Consider the following 13,143-nt stretch of genomic DNA (forward strand, 5'->3'; position numbering starts at 1 on the left):
TCACACTTTTCTTAAGTTTTTATCTTTTGGCTCAGTATACGTCCAGCCAATGCCCCAAGCGTAAAGAAGACGGCCCAAAAAACTATCCACAGGAGCACAAACAGGGGGAAGAGGTAGATAAAGCGCATAAGCCGCGGTAAGTCAATTGCGGCGTAGTATAGCAACACCGCGGCTATAGGCGCCAGGACGGCTATGGGGGAGAGGAGCAGGTCACGTCTTGTGGCAAATAGGCCAAACACAACTCCGCCGAGGAAGGGCAAAAGCACCACATTCACCCAATGTGACTCTACGGCAAATCCGAGAAGCGGCAGAGCGACCCCTATATACTTAACCCACTTTAACATACTCGCCCCGCACCCACGGCATGTACATTGCGTCATACAACGGGCTCAGGGGATCGCCATCTGGGCCCCCTGGCAACATCATGTACACGCCTTCCTTAAAGTCCACTATGAATCTTACGCTAGGCCCATGCGATACGTGGAAGTCCGGCGCCACGTTCACCGTAAACCAACTACCCGGGGCAGCAACCGGCCTGTAGTTCAACTGCGGAAATACGCCGCCTAAGACGTGCTCTATGTCGTACGTATGCAAAGACCCCCACGGCTTGTCCACTTTCAACGCCTCGGCCGCGGCCTCCTCTACGACGCCTCTATCCACATACCCCCTCTTAATTGCCTCAAGAGTTACTTCAAACGGCATAAAAGTGAGAGAGACGTTGTACTTGCCCCACGCCAACTTCTGCAACGTGTAAACAAACGTGGCGTATCTCGCCGCGGCAACGGAGTCCGCGGCCATTACGCAGTCCCATTTATTCAACTCGTCAAACAACTTTTTGGCACTCGTGCCGCCGTAGTCCCTCAGCAAGGCTTTCACATCTCTACACGAGATGTCGACCGTGTCTAGCTGAATCTCTTTTATGTCGTCTACAGATACCTTGCCCTTTGCAACTATCTTCTGGGTTATCAACTCCATAATTCTATCATGGCGGTAGCGGTCAGCCCACCTCCACTGGAGGTATATATTGGCGTCTGCCACCTTGTTGTTGGCAGTGGCCAAGTAGGGTGGGTTTACGTAGTTTAAAACACTAGGCAACCACACAAGACGCCGCCACTCGCCCTCCCCCCTCGACCCATTAAACGGGAGATAACCCCCATCTCTGATGGGGAAATAGCCGCTGGCAAAATAAGCCACTACGCCGTGTATGTCTGCATAAACGGTGTTCTGGCTGGGGACTACGAAGTATTTAAGCGCGTTTAAAAACTCTGTCAAATTCCTCGCCTTGCCCATTTGATATAGGGCAAGCGCCTCCAGAGTTACGTTATTGCCGAGCCACCTCATCGCGTATCTTTCCCCATTGTACTCAATAACAGGCCCATGCACCGTCTCGAGAACTACCAAAGTCCTCTGACTACATCTTCCATCGGCGTCGCAAGCCTTCAACACCTCCTCCCTCTTCCCAGCCTCGAGCCAAACGCCGTTGTACAAGTACTTTGTCCCATTCCACACGTAGTAATAGTAGTCAATTACGTCGACGCCTGTGTTTGTAAACCCCCATGCAACAAAGCCGTTTGTGCCTATTACTACGACAGGAGTGCCGGGAAACGCCACGCCCATCACAGTGTAGCCCGGCGCCTCAACTCGTTGAAAAATCCAAATAGGCGGCGCCGACAGTGAGAGATGGGGGTCGTTCGCCAGTATCGGCGCCCCAGACTGAGTGAAATTAGGCGAAATAATCCAGTTATTGCTCTCGCCTAACATATGCATTACAGGCGAGAATGTCGCCCGCCGCGGCAGAATAGGCGTATTAACCTCCCTCTTCAACGCCACCTCTAAGACCCAGGGCCCTGCCCTATCCACCAAGGCCTTGAGAGTTAAGTCGTCCTCTCCCCCGCTTAGAGACCACGCGATTAACTTGTTAATGGCAAAGGTATCCTCTGGTCTCCAGGGCTCAGGTTTTTTGCCCAATATCAAGTACTCCAGTATAGGAGGATTCGTGGCAAGAAAGTCGTTTACTCCGCGGACATACTCCTCCACAAGGGACGCATACTCGGGGTAGTTGGCCTTTATGTATTCCCACGTCTTGGCGGCAGAGATGTAGAGGCCTCTGCTCCTGAAATAAACGTCGGTTTCCAAGGCGGCTGGTCCGAGCAACTCGGCTAACCTCCCCTCCGCAACTCTCCTCATTACGTCCATTTGGAAAAATCGGTAATACGCGTGGGCGTACCCCAGTTTGTAAAACGCCTCTCTCTCACTGTCGGCCTTTATGACTAGTACGTAGTTTTCTAAGGCGGCGGGGGGAGGCGGCCTTGCAACAGCCTTCATAGGCCCGTTAAACGGGTCTGCAAGCCTGAGATAAGAGGGTGGAATAAAAATAGTGGCGATAATAATAAAAACAAGTGCAAGAACTATGATAACTCTCATAAATAGCAAGAATCTACATCCTTTTTAAGTGTGACGAAGCTTACAAGGGCGGATAGGTGAAGACGGCTGAGCAACTGATTTAAATATGTCCACACACGCGGCGTCATGGATTACAGCATAGAACACGGGAAGGTAAAAGAGGCAATTGAAAAGGCCCAGTGCACCGGCGCCAGCCCGCAGGACGTAGCCAACTGCATAGTCGAGCAACTAAAGGCGGCTGGCTACACTCCGTCAAAGGTACAGCTCCTAGATGCCAACGTTGACCCAGTGGAGAAGCCGGAGCAGACCAGGTTCATAAGAATAGAGGCGAACAAGCCCGGCGACAAGAACGTGCACATTTTCACATTCGCCGTGTTGCGCCCAGGGGGGCAGTTCAAGCCGCTTTGGCTCCAGTCCGCCGTAGTAGAACGTTGATGGAGACCGTAAGAGAGCGCCTGATAAAAGTGCTCCTCGAAAGCAGGGAGCCCCTCACGGTTTATCAACTACAGACGCTAGTGGCGACAGACCTCAAACCGGCCGAGCTCTACGACGAGCTGGAACACGTCAAAAAGACGTTGAAGAGGATGGGGTATAGGCTGGAGATGGTGCCAGCCGTGTGTAAAAACTGTGGCTATGAGTTTAGAGACCGCGAACGCCTTAAGAAGCCGAGTAGATGCCCCCGGTGCAAGAGCGAGCGAATTGAGCCGCCCAAGTTCTACGTGGAACTGTTGTAGCTACTTCTTCTTAAACTTCTTGGGCCTGAGGTTGCGGGAGCGGCACCTCCTGCACTTCTCCGCGTCTGGCGGATTGCGGGCGCCGCAGTTTCTACATATCTTGTAGTTAAACCTGTGTTGTAGCACTATTGCCAACTTCTCGGGGTCCAGCGTGATGGGCATGCCCCCTCGAAGTCTTCAATTTATAACTTTTATAGCTGTGCCTACGGGGCTTTGTGTCTTCTCTCCTCGGGGTGGCCAAAGAGGCCGACGAGTTTTACGTGCTCAATATCACAGACAACTACAAGGCGCGGCTCGTCAAATGGTTTGAGGAACTAGAAGCGCGCCTCGTCTCCTCGCTGAAGGCGGGGACCTCCGTCGTGTTAATTGGGCCGCACGGCGTTGGGAAATCTGTCGTGGCCAGATACGTGGCCGCCAAATTGGCAGGCGAGTACTACGCCGTGATTGACCTAGGCGCAGACGTCGTCTCATTTGACAACTTGCTAGAGGTGCTCCCCGAGGTGCCCAACGCCGTGGGGTTCTACGACCCCCTGGGGATAAACTTCTACGACAACCCCCTGGTGCCCCGCGCAGAGCTGGCGGCGGCTTGGATGGAGAAGTGCAGCATGGTGGTTGACCGCGCCTTTTTCTTAAACACGCGCGGCGTCTCCTCGCTCATAGTGTTGCCCCGCGCCCTTTTTGAACTTTCGCCTTGTAGAGAGCAGGTGGAGAAGGTGGCCAGGGTAGTGGACATGGCCGAGTATCTGCGCCACGTGGACTACAAGGCAGCCGCCAGGGAGGTGTTCAACGCCCATGCAGTGGCGATGGGTTGTAGAACTCCGCAGGCAGACGCCTACATCGACTACGTCGCCGATAGACACCGAGACTTAAGCGGAATTTTCGCCCTAGCCGTGTACGGAGCCAAGGCATACGTGAGGCGGAGGTGTGCCCAGTACGACCCCCAGGCGCTGTACAGAGACGCGTTGGAAGAGCTCGCGAAGTTGTACTACCAGCTCTACAAGTCCGTCTTCTTTCCCACGTGTGAAAAAGCGCGGGCAATATCGGCGGCGCTCCTCTTGAGTCTCCAAGGCGAATACCTCCCCCCGGCAGTGGCCCAGGTCTTGCCCAACGCGGCGCAGATAGCGAGGCGGTTGGCGATACTCACCAAGCTTTCCACCTCTGCCGACGTGGTAAAACTCGTGGCCGAGGAGATTTTGGAGGAGCTCAGAGAGCTCTACACGCCTAGAGAGGAATTTGCCACGTCTATCAAATGGGCCGCCGGCCCCAAGGAGTCAGTGGTGGCAGAGGCCCTCAGGCTAAAGGCGGGCGAAATCCCCTGCCTAACTAAGCCCGACTTGGCAAACATACGGTCGATCTACAGGGGGCTGTTGCTCCTAAGCCCAGAGTTCCACCCCAGGCTGGCCGAGGCCATTGCCAGAGTGGCCCTAGGCGGAGACAAGGCGTGTGAGGGAGAGATGCGGGACTACATATGCCACGGCGGCTCGGTGTCAAGAATTGTGCTAGATGCGCTGGGCGGAAGAAGAGTGACGCTAGAAACGCCCCCGCCGCTCCCCAGAGTCGAGTGCGGCTGGAACGACCTAGCCGTGTTGACGGCCATGGCGCAAGTGGACGCGAGGAGGGCGCCGCATGAGTGCGTGGAGAGAGTTGTGCAAATACTTGCAAGCCGCGTCGCAGAGGACCCCCAGGCGCTGGGCCGATTCTACAAACTGTACAGAGACTACATAGACGCGGCAGTGGACAGAGGCGCGCCCCCGGTGTTGAGGCGGTTGGCCATGGCGCATTACCTAGGCGCAGTACCACAGGAGGCCGTTGAGACGCTGAAGAGGCTCGTCTCTGCGGCGCTGGAGTACTCCGATTTTAAGACGGCAGAGGTGGCGCTAGCCGCCTTGGCAAAAATCGATCCCGCAGAGGCCGCTAGGAGTATCCCAAACTGCGACTGCCCCATTTTAAAGGTCTCAGCGCTGTACACGGCTGCCCTACGCCTAATAGAGAAGGGCCTCTACAAAGAGGCCTTAAAAATCGCGGAGGAGCTCGTGGCAGAGGTCAGGCGCGGCGGCGAGAGGTATGAATACACAGAGCACTTCGTCAGAGCCGTCGAAGATTTGTACAAAGAAGCGGCCATCATCTCAGTCCTATAGGACTATTTTGACGAGCTCGCGGGGGTCGTCCTTCAGCGCAGATATGTAAAAAACCTCCTGCGCCCCGACAGCTGCCGCGATTTCGTCAGCCTCTATGTGGAACCCCGCCTCCTTTGCCAAATCCATCTTATTCCCCACGATCACCACCTTTTTAAACGGCTTTATCCCCCTATCTAATAGGCCGCTGTGGATGTCCGTCAGCGCCTTAAGAGTGACGTATTGAAGCACGTCGTACATATACACAGCCTTGTCAACATAGAAAGACCACATACGGGCAAAGTTGTGCACAACTTCAAAGACGTATTGACCAGGCACATCAATGAGGTTCACCTCCCTCCCCGAGAGATAGAGGCGATATATGCCGGGCCTAAGAGTCACAGTGGGCCTCAGCGACACGCCCATGAGTCTGTAGGCAAGAGTCGTCTTCCCCACGCCCCCTACGCCGAGCAGAACAACAATCTGACGCACGTCAACACCCCCACACCCCAATATAAAATTGGCGGAAAACAACAACGTTATACTTAAATACATAGACCATTGTGCGCCTATGAACCCCGTCGGGAGACTAGTCCTTTGGATAGTGCTATACGTAGTAGTAATGGCAATAGTACAGGCAATATTCCAATTCATAGCAGCGCCGCCCCTATCGTTTACACAAGCCCTCGACTACAAAATATACGTCGACATACTCCTCACACTGTTCTTCGGCTGGCAGATAGTCAAAGCCTTTGCAGATATCGTGGCGCTCCCCGTTGCCAAGAAACAGGGCGAGACGGCAGGCCGCGCAGTCTCAAACCTCATTAAGCTCATTGGAATAGGCGCCCTCGCCGCCGCCCTCGCCGGGGCAGTATCCGGAGGCGCCGCCGCAGCGGCGCTAGGCGGCTTCATAGGCCTAGTAATCGGCTTCGCCACTCAGCAGGTATTGGGGCAAGCCGTTGCGGGAACGTTCCTCCTCTTAGCAAGGCCGTTTAAAATCGGCGAAAAAATCGTGGGCGCCGGTCAAGAGGGCGTCGTAGAAGACATCACCGCCATGTATACAGTGATTAGAGACGCCGAGGGCAACAAGGTGCTTATTCCAAACAACAAGCTAATCGGCGACATACTAAAGATCAAAAAGTCCTAACTTTTTTCCACCCACACCTCCACCTCCCAGTTTTCCCTAGGCACAACCACGGCTAGGGCAGGCCTCAGCCCCAGTTTTCCAAGTACCCTCTGGCGGCGCGCCAACAGCGCCCGCTTCTTGCGCAACTTGGCCTCAGTAGGCGACGTGGTAGTTTTAACCTCCACGTGGTACACCTCTCCCCCCTCCACCAACAAGAAGTCCACCTCCCGCAGCGTCTCAACCACAGCCGCCACAAAGTCGGGGCCGCCGACAAGCCGCCTGTAGAGCACCTCCGCCGCCTCCACCTCCTGCGGCAAAAGCCACTGCCACCCCTCCAAAAGAGCCGGGGCCACCCCGTCCAAGACGTAGCTCCTGAGCTCCCAAAGGCCGACAGCCAGCAGATTGGCGTACTCCCCCTCCACGTCTCGGCCCACGTATTTCACAAGGCGCTTCGGGGGGTCAATAAAGACGCGCGGCGTCCCGTGGTCCACCGCAGGCACAAACCACGACTTATGTATAGGCCACTCCACGGCCACGTGCCGCGACACGACGTCAGGCACGTCTTCCTTCGGCAGAGCGGCGCCCCGCGGCTTCAACACCTCAGACGAGTAGAGCCCCTCCACTAACAAGGCCACGGCCTCCCCCCTTGCCGCCCCCGGAAACAGCCTCGCGAAAATCCACTCGCCAAGGTACCCCACCTCGCCCCCCAGCGCCTCTAGCAGATTTACCCTAATCAACGTATACAAGGCCGCGCACATTTTTCAACACATCGTTTAAACAGGCCCCGCCCCATGTATTTAAACCTATGTTTTCTATATAGCGTGATTTCAAAGCTGTTAGACCCCCAAAGCGCCGCCATCGTAGGCGCCTCCCCGAAGCCGGGGACAGTGGGCTACGTCTTGCTGGAGAACTTGGCAACCCGCTTCAAGGGCAGGGCCTACCCCGTCAACCCGAAGTACGACGTGGTAGAGCTCTGGGGCCGCAAAATAAAGTTCTACAAGTCACTCCTAGAAGTTGAAGACGACATAGACGTCGCCGTGATCGCCACGCCCGCCCCCACGGTGCCCAAGATACTCGAGGAGGCAGGCCAAAAGGGGATAAAGGCGGCCGTGGTGATAAGCAGCGGCTTCGCCGAGGCGGGCAACGTGGAGCTAGAAAACTGGGTCAAGGCAGTGGCCAAGCAGTACGGCATACGCCTACTAGGCCCCAACTGCATCGGCGTATACAACGCATACACAAACTTCGACACCCAGTTCCTCCCAGTGGAGAGAGCCGGCCGGCCGCCGCCTGGGCCAATAGCCCTGATAAGCCAAAGCGGCGCAGTGGCCACGGCCATAATGGACTGGGCGGCCAGGAGGAGGCTAGGCATGGGCTTTGTAGTAAACTACGGAAACAAGGCAGATGTGACAGAGGTAGAGCTCTTGGAGGCCTTCGCCGAAGATGAGAGAGTAAAAGTCATAACCATGTACATGGAGGGGCTTAAATACCCAGGCGAGGCCAAGAGGCTGTTAGACACGGTTAGGAGGATAGCGCCCAAGAAGCCCATAGTGGTGTACAAGGCCGGCAGAGGCAGCACCGCGGCGCAACGCGCCGTGAGAAGCCACACGGCGGCCATGGCGGGCACCTACGAGATGTACCACGGCCTCTTCAAACAGGCAGGCGCAATAGAGGCATCCTCAGTGAGAGAAATGTTCGACATGGCCAAGGCCCTCGCCACCCAGCCCACGCCCCGCGGCCCCCGCGTCCTCGTAGTGACAGACTCCGGGGGGATGGGCGTCCAGGCGGTAGACGCCCTCGAGGCGCTGGGGCTGGAGGTCCCCGAGGTCCCCGAGAGCATAGCTAAAGAGCTCAAGAGAGAGCTACTCCCCTTCGCCGCAGTCTCAAACCCCATAGACGTGACGGGGAGCGCCACAGACGAGCACTACAAGATCGTGCTAGACATGCTGCTCCCCACAGCCTTCTTCGACATGGCGCTTGTGGTAACCCTCATGCAGGTGCCCGGCCTCACAAAAAACCTCGCCGAGTACATAATAGGGGCGAAGAAGTACGGCAAGCCCATAGTGGCGGTAAACTTCGGCGGCAGCGAGCTCGTGCAAAAATTCGAAGAAGCCCTCGAAGACAGCGGAGTGCCCACCTACCCCACGCCAGAACGCGCCGCAAAGGCCCTCTGGGCGTTATACAGGTACAGCCAAGTGAGGCGGAGGCTATGACCCACCCCATCGTCGCCAAGGCCCTCTCCGAGGGGAGAAACAAGCTGAGAGAAGACGAGGCCCTAGAACTACTACGCCACTACGGCATACCCACCCCCGACTTCGCCCTAGCCCACAGCGAGGAGGAGGCAGTCGCCGCCGCGGAGAAGATCGGATATCCGGTAGCCCTAAAAGTGGTCTCCCCCCAGATAGTCCACAAGACAGACGTAGGCGGCGTAGTACTCAACGTCACAACCCCCGACGGCGTGAGAGAAGCCTGCAGAAAAATCAAGGCCATCACCAAGACAGTCCCCTACGCAGAGATAGAGGGAGTACTCGTCCAAAAAATGGTGCCAAAGGGCGTGGAGCTAATCGTCGGAGCCCTCTACGACGAAATCTTCGGCCACGTAATCCTCTTCGGCCTAGGCGGAATATACACAGAACTCTACAAAGACGTGTCAATGCGCCTAGCCCCACTCGACGAACAAGACGCCTGGGACATGGTCAAAGAGGTAAAGGCATACAAGCTCCTCACAGGCTTCAGAGGAACACCGCCACGCGACATACCCGCGGTAGTAGACGTCATAGTCAAGTTCTCACGCCTACTAGAAGAAAACCCAGAAATAACAGAAGCCGACCTCAACCCAGTAATAGCCCTAGAAGAAGGCAAAGGCGCATACGTAGTAGACGCCAGAATCTACGCCAGACAAATTTAAATCAGACAGATTTACGCCCGTGAAGCAGTATGACTGTTGTGAGCTAAAAGCCCTGAGATATGTCAAGGGGGGAGAGCCACGAGACGTATTTAGGCTATACGGAAAACTCGTCAAGCAGGTATTAAACAGCCCCGGAGGCGTTAGAAGAGAGGACGCAGAGCTGGCGGCAAAGAAGGTAGCCGAAGAGGAGGGAATCAAGCTGGGGGACACGAGCCTATACGCTATGTTATACAACGACCTTAGACGTCTCGGCGTAGTCACTGTGGGCACAGGCAACTGGGTCGGAGAAGGCAGATTCACGCCGCTAGGGGAGTGGCTCAAGAGGTGCCGCGACTTAGACGAAGAGACACTAGGCGCATTATTGTTCCTCCTCTGCGTTGTGAAGGATTGGCCATTAGCAGAAGAAGAGGCAGGCGTATGTGTAAAGGCCATAGAGAGGCTACCCCGCAACTACCTAAAGGCCGCAGCTGAGAGAGTCGAAGAAGTACTAATTGACTGTATGCCATATGGCGCAGATATATCTAGGCTAGCAGCTCTGAGAGAAGAGCCCTAACCTCATTGACGCCCGAGGGATTAACTTTCACAAACCTAACCTCAATGTCGAGCATTGGAGTGAGTTTTGTCCGTATTACTGGTGGATGATCCAGCGTGGGTTTCTCTAAGGCGACTACTACAGCGGTTAATCTCCCATTTCTAGCGACGTCGAGGAGGTATGCGGCAAGTCTAATGGCATCCGCAAGGGCAAGCCGCCCTCTGTTAAGCTCCCGATACTTGGCATCCACCACCACGACCTTTTCCCCTTGCTTGATCGAAATATCGGGTCTCGGTCTCCTCCCTGTCAGTTGTTTAATGATGCGGGATACAGGAGCCTTATTGAAATAGAAACGGGTATTCCCCACCTTTAGACAACGTGAGCCGCAGAGCTCTACGTCTCCTCCAACCGCTTTTAAGAACTGGGCAAGGACGTAAAGCTCGTACAGCTTAGTGCTAGGGACCAAGAAGAGCCTAGCCAACTCCCCGCCCCTGCCCCCGCCGCCCCTCACGGGAAGCGCCAGGCGCCAATATTCGCCGAATTCCCCACCATCGGCCCAATACGCCAAATCCCCTACCTCAGCCAAGACAGCCTCAGCCATGTGCAATATGTAGTTCAGGTAAAACTCGGCCACCTTCTTGACCTCTGGCGACTCCCCCAGCACCTCCTTGGCAAAATCCCGCGCCTTTTCCACATCCTTGACGAGTCTCCTCAATGCAAACACGACAGCGTTAGCCAAAGCCCTATTAGGCACCCGCCTCCTCCTCAACAAGACGGTGCGCCCCTTCGCCACGTCGAGAAAACCCACAGACGACTCCACAAACTCAGTCAAAAACCTAGGCTCCCTAGACGCCGCCCTATACACCTCCCAGAGATGTGACACTGCGCTCGTAAGCACCGCAAGCGAGTGAGCCAACTCCACAGACCCCAAGGCAAAGACGTGGAACCTCAAGGGAAGAGCAGCCGCCTCCCTAACCATCTCCACATAGTTCTCAACCCTAGGCTCCACCACAAGCGTCACCTCGCCGTGCCTATCCTCGCGTTTATCCTTGTATTCATATGCGCCCACCCAAAAGCCAGAGAACGCCCTATCACCCCTCACATCTGGCCGCGGAGTGTCCACAACGCCGAGAGGCGATCTGACACTAATCGCAGCCCTCATGTTTAACAGCGCCGCACGCAGCTTGCTTGGTTCCAAGTTGCACTTTCTGGCTTTTTCCGATATGAGAAACAACTCCCCCTCCCTAATTCTACAAACCGCCATCACCCAAGGTCGATGGGAAGCTCGTCAAACAGTCCCCTAAACAGCCTAGCAGTAAAAGACTGCTCGCCAAATAACTCCCCAACCTTGGAGTAAATATTTTTAAGCGTCTCAAGCTCTTTTACCTCTTGGCTCAAGAGGTACCTCTGCCTAATCTTCGGCAAAGCCATCGACAGATAGGGTACGGCAAGCGACGCCGTGGCAAGATCTAAAAAATCGTGTTGAGAAAACTCGCCAGGGTTGTCGAAAAGACGCGGGGCTTTGTCCCTGAAAACCATGTACACAGCCGCCAGTTTAAGCATGTCGACGGCCAGAGAAGGCCCCACCTCAACCCCCAACTTCTCCCCCACCTCCACAACCCACGACAGCACTCTAGAGACCCCCAGCCCCCTTGCAAACTCCCTCAACTCGCCGACGGTGGGAAGCCCAATTCTAATTAATGCGGGTATGTCCCCGCCCCTAGGCTCAATAGAGAGTTCTTCCAAAGCCACCTCCACGTAGGGATCTAAGTCGAAGTCGTCCCTTAGCTCCTCAACGCGGACCTCAGACGCATACTTTTCGTGCGGAGGCGCTACATATACATACGCAAATCTTCTCATCAGGGCAAAGCTCAACTTAAACAACTGGGCCCTATCCACCACGTTCATAGTAGCAAAAACCCTAAACGAGAAAGGCAGGTAGTACACCCCCGGCTCCACCCCCAACGGCCTCGCCAACTCCTCGTCAAGCTCCAACACGGGGACCTTATCCCTGTGAGCCAAGTCAAGCGCCGTGAAAACTCTACCAAGAGCCAAATCGACATTAGCCCTATTAATCTCGTCAAAAACAAACTGACAAGGCCCCCTCCCCTCCCTAATACTCCTCCAACTCTCCACCACCGCCTTAGCAAATGAGCCAAGCCGAGGCCTCGCCCCAGAGCCAGAAGCCACAAAATGTAAAACCAAATCATCATACGTTAACCCATCCCGCCCAACCTCAACCACAGGCTCACACCCCGTAAAAAGCTTGGCAGAGTCCAACGCAAGCCGCGTCTTCCCAACCCCAGGCGCTCCGACGAATAATAGGTTCTTCCCTGCCACCAACGCCAAAGCCACAAACCTCTTAACCCTCTCATCCACAAACCCCCGCCTCTGCACAGGGGCACCGCCGCGGAGCCCAACCTCAACAAGTCTCCTCCCCACCTTAACGTCAACTTCATACAAATACGCCTGCTGAACCTCGACGCCGAAATTCTTCGCCTCGTCAAGGAGGATAGGCCTCGGAAACTCCACAAACCCCTCCAACTCCACCAGGTAAAACTGGTCGTAGTCTCCCCACTCAGACAGATACTCTGACTCAACCCCCCGCCGCAAAAGCTCCTCTCTATCGACTACTTTAGCCTCAGACGCCACCCTAGACACCCCTACGAAGCTCCCCCTACGCCTCGACTTACTCCTCGTCGCAATGTAGTGAATAACACAGTCGCCACGCCTAACAGCCTCCATGACTCTCCACCTCTCCCCCACAGGACTCCACAAAAACCTCCCCACATGCGCCTCATCCCTAGTAACTTCCACAAAGAAACGCCCACAATCCACGACAGACAAAAGCCCCACTTAAAAATACGTGCAGCCCCAACACAGATAAGCGTCCTAGTCATATCCCGTTGAAAGTACCCGGACAACCAACAAAAATATCTACAACCCAGCAGAGGCGCACATGGGAGGGGCGGAGACCCACCGGGGCAAGCCCTCCAGGCTAGAGGCCATCGCCCACGCCCTACACGTATCTGCGGCAGCGGCGAACCTCGCGGTGCTCTCCGCCATACTCAGCTTCATGTTAAAGTACGGCGCAATCATGCCAGCCGTCGCGGCCGGCATAATAATCACACTCCTTATGGTTGCAGGTGCCCTCTCCGCGTGGGCCCTAGGCAAGCACAGGCTACACAGCTACTCCCTCGGCTCCTACGCCCTAGCCCTGGCGTCAGTCGCCGACAAGGCAAGCCCCGAGGGGATACTACTCACGACAATCATACCCCTCATCTACATCGCCGGACTCGCGCAATCAACAGTAGAGTAACGCTAAGCTG

15 protein-coding genes are annotated in these 13,143 nt (G+C 55.6%); 8 read left to right on the forward strand and 7 right to left on the reverse strand.

The features are described from left to right. Positions 1 to 11: 11 nt before the first annotated feature. Positions 12 to 344: a hypothetical protein gene (locus PCAL_RS09765; RefSeq protein WP_011850520.1), complete on the reverse strand. Its 333-nt coding sequence runs from the start codon at positions 342 to 344 to the stop codon at positions 12 to 14. After that, positions 328 to 2,325, reverse strand: coding sequence for a penicillin acylase family protein (locus PCAL_RS09770; RefSeq protein WP_226951947.1), 1,998 nt, complete (start codon positions 2,323 to 2,325; stop codon positions 328 to 330). Before PCAL_RS09770 ends, PCAL_RS09765 begins: the two co-directional genes overlap by 17 nt. 204 nt (positions 2,326 to 2,529) lie before the next feature. On the opposite strand from PCAL_RS09770, the gene PCAL_RS09775 reads away from it, so the two are divergent. Both PCAL_RS09775 and PCAL_RS09780 read left to right on the forward strand, forming a co-directional pair. Then, on the forward strand, positions 2,530 to 2,838 hold the full coding sequence (locus tag PCAL_RS09775; protein ID WP_011850522.1) for a hypothetical protein: 309 nt from the start codon (positions 2,530 to 2,532) through the stop codon (positions 2,836 to 2,838). Then, positions 2,838 to 3,137 carry a transcriptional regulator gene (locus PCAL_RS09780; protein WP_011850523.1) on the forward strand — a complete coding sequence of 100 codons (300 nt, stop codon included), beginning with the start codon at positions 2,838 to 2,840 and terminating at the stop codon, positions 3,135 to 3,137. Before PCAL_RS09775 ends, PCAL_RS09780 begins: the two co-directional genes overlap by 1 nt. Here PCAL_RS09780 and PCAL_RS09785 read toward each other — a convergent pair whose 3' ends face one another. Further along, entirely contained in the window at positions 3,138 to 3,299 is a 162-nt protein-coding gene (locus PCAL_RS09785) for a 50S ribosomal protein L40e (RefSeq protein ID WP_011850524.1), read from the reverse strand. 53 nt (positions 3,300 to 3,352) lie between these two features. Here PCAL_RS09785 and PCAL_RS09790 point away from each other — a divergent pair, with 53 nt between their 5' ends. Continuing rightward, entirely contained in the window at positions 3,353 to 5,275 is a 1,923-nt protein-coding gene (locus PCAL_RS09790) for a nucleoside/nucleotide kinase family protein (RefSeq protein ID WP_011850525.1), read from the forward strand. On the opposite strand, the gene PCAL_RS09795 is transcribed toward PCAL_RS09790, so the two are convergent. Continuing rightward, entirely contained in the window at positions 5,270 to 5,785 is a 516-nt protein-coding gene (locus tag PCAL_RS09795; protein WP_011850526.1) for a Rab family GTPase, read from the reverse strand. The genes PCAL_RS09790 and PCAL_RS09795 overlap by 6 nt on opposite strands. 37 nt (positions 5,786 to 5,822) lie before the next feature. Between PCAL_RS09795 and PCAL_RS09800 the strand changes: the two genes are divergently transcribed. Next, complete coding sequence (locus tag PCAL_RS09800) at positions 5,823 to 6,398, forward strand: mechanosensitive ion channel domain-containing protein (protein WP_011850527.1); 576 nt, start codon at positions 5,823 to 5,825, stop codon at positions 6,396 to 6,398. Here PCAL_RS09800 and PCAL_RS09805 read toward each other — a convergent pair. Then, the gene (locus PCAL_RS09805; protein WP_226951949.1) at positions 6,395 to 7,123 is read right to left on the reverse strand and encodes a hypothetical protein; all 729 of its coding nucleotides are present in this window, start codon (positions 7,121 to 7,123) and stop codon (positions 6,395 to 6,397) included. The two genes, PCAL_RS09800 and PCAL_RS09805, sit on opposite strands and share 4 nt — an antisense overlap. 75 nt (positions 7,124 to 7,198) lie before the next feature. On the opposite strand from PCAL_RS09805, the gene PCAL_RS09810 reads away from it, so the two are divergent. The 3 genes from PCAL_RS09810 to PCAL_RS09820 are packed head-to-tail and all read left to right on the forward strand — an operon-like array spanning position 7,199 to position 9,835. Beyond that, positions 7,199 to 8,587, forward strand: a complete 1,389-nt coding sequence (locus PCAL_RS09810) for an acetate--CoA ligase family protein (protein WP_193322674.1) — start codon at positions 7,199 to 7,201, stop codon at positions 8,585 to 8,587. Beyond that, on the forward strand, positions 8,584 to 9,282 hold the full coding sequence (locus tag PCAL_RS09815; protein ID WP_011850530.1) for an acetate--CoA ligase family protein: 699 nt from the start codon (positions 8,584 to 8,586) through the stop codon (positions 9,280 to 9,282). The genes PCAL_RS09810 and PCAL_RS09815 overlap by 4 nt, the downstream gene beginning before the upstream one ends. A gap of 19 nt (positions 9,283 to 9,301) precedes the next feature. Then, entirely contained in the window at positions 9,302 to 9,835 is a 534-nt protein-coding gene (locus PCAL_RS09820) for a hypothetical protein (protein WP_011850531.1), read from the forward strand. On the opposite strand, the gene PCAL_RS09825 is transcribed toward PCAL_RS09820, so the two are convergent. Both PCAL_RS09825 and PCAL_RS09830 read right to left on the reverse strand, forming a co-directional pair. Further along, the gene (locus tag PCAL_RS09825; protein ID WP_011850532.1) at positions 9,804 to 11,078 is read right to left on the reverse strand and encodes a hypothetical protein; all 1,275 of its coding nucleotides are present in this window, start codon (positions 11,076 to 11,078) and stop codon (positions 9,804 to 9,806) included. The two genes, PCAL_RS09820 and PCAL_RS09825, sit on opposite strands and share 32 nt — an antisense overlap. Then, positions 11,078 to 12,652 carry an AAA family ATPase gene (locus PCAL_RS09830; RefSeq protein ID WP_011850533.1) on the reverse strand — a complete coding sequence of 525 codons (1,575 nt, stop codon included), beginning with the start codon at positions 12,650 to 12,652 and terminating at the stop codon, positions 11,078 to 11,080. The genes PCAL_RS09825 and PCAL_RS09830 overlap by 1 nt, the downstream gene beginning before the upstream one ends. Before the next feature lie 121 nt (positions 12,653 to 12,773). Between PCAL_RS09830 and PCAL_RS09835 the strand changes: the two genes are divergently transcribed. After that, the gene (locus tag PCAL_RS09835; protein WP_011850534.1) at positions 12,774 to 13,133 is read left to right on the forward strand and encodes a hypothetical protein; all 360 of its coding nucleotides are present in this window, start codon (positions 12,774 to 12,776) and stop codon (positions 13,131 to 13,133) included. The last annotated feature ends 10 nt before the right edge of the window (positions 13,134 to 13,143 follow it).

Origin of the sequence: Pyrobaculum calidifontis JCM 11548 (assembly GCF_000015805.1) — an archaeon.
Taxonomy (GTDB): Archaea; Thermoproteota; Thermoprotei; order Thermoproteales; family Thermoproteaceae; genus Pyrobaculum; species Pyrobaculum calidifontis.

What these genes read in the sequence shown, in the direction of transcription:
- PCAL_RS09785 (WP_011850524.1), bottom strand. Translation starts at nt 3,299, where the DNA reads ATGCCCATCACGCTGGACCCCGAGAAGTTGGCAATAGTGCTACAACAC.
- PCAL_RS09815 (WP_011850530.1), top strand. Translation starts at nt 8,584, where the DNA reads ATGACCCACCCCATCGTCGCCAAGGCCCTCTCCGAGGGGAGAAACAAG.
- PCAL_RS09770 (WP_226951947.1), bottom strand. Translation starts at nt 2,325, where the DNA reads ATGAAGGCTGTTGCAAGGCCGCCTCCCCCCGCCGCCTTAGAAAACTAC.
- PCAL_RS09765 (WP_011850520.1), bottom strand. Translation starts at nt 344, where the DNA reads ATGTTAAAGTGGGTTAAGTATATAGGGGTCGCTCTGCCGCTTCTCGGA.
- PCAL_RS09835 (WP_011850534.1), top strand. Translation starts at nt 12,774, where the DNA reads ATGGGAGGGGCGGAGACCCACCGGGGCAAGCCCTCCAGGCTAGAGGCC.
- PCAL_RS09780 (WP_011850523.1), top strand. Translation starts at nt 2,838, where the DNA reads ATGGAGACCGTAAGAGAGCGCCTGATAAAAGTGCTCCTCGAAAGCAGG.
- PCAL_RS09825 (WP_011850532.1), bottom strand. Translation starts at nt 11,078, where the DNA reads ATGGCGGTTTGTAGAATTAGGGAGGGGGAGTTGTTTCTCATATCGGAA.
- PCAL_RS09775 (WP_011850522.1), top strand. Translation starts at nt 2,530, where the DNA reads ATGGATTACAGCATAGAACACGGGAAGGTAAAAGAGGCAATTGAAAAG.
- PCAL_RS09800 (WP_011850527.1), top strand. Translation starts at nt 5,823, where the DNA reads ATGAACCCCGTCGGGAGACTAGTCCTTTGGATAGTGCTATACGTAGTA.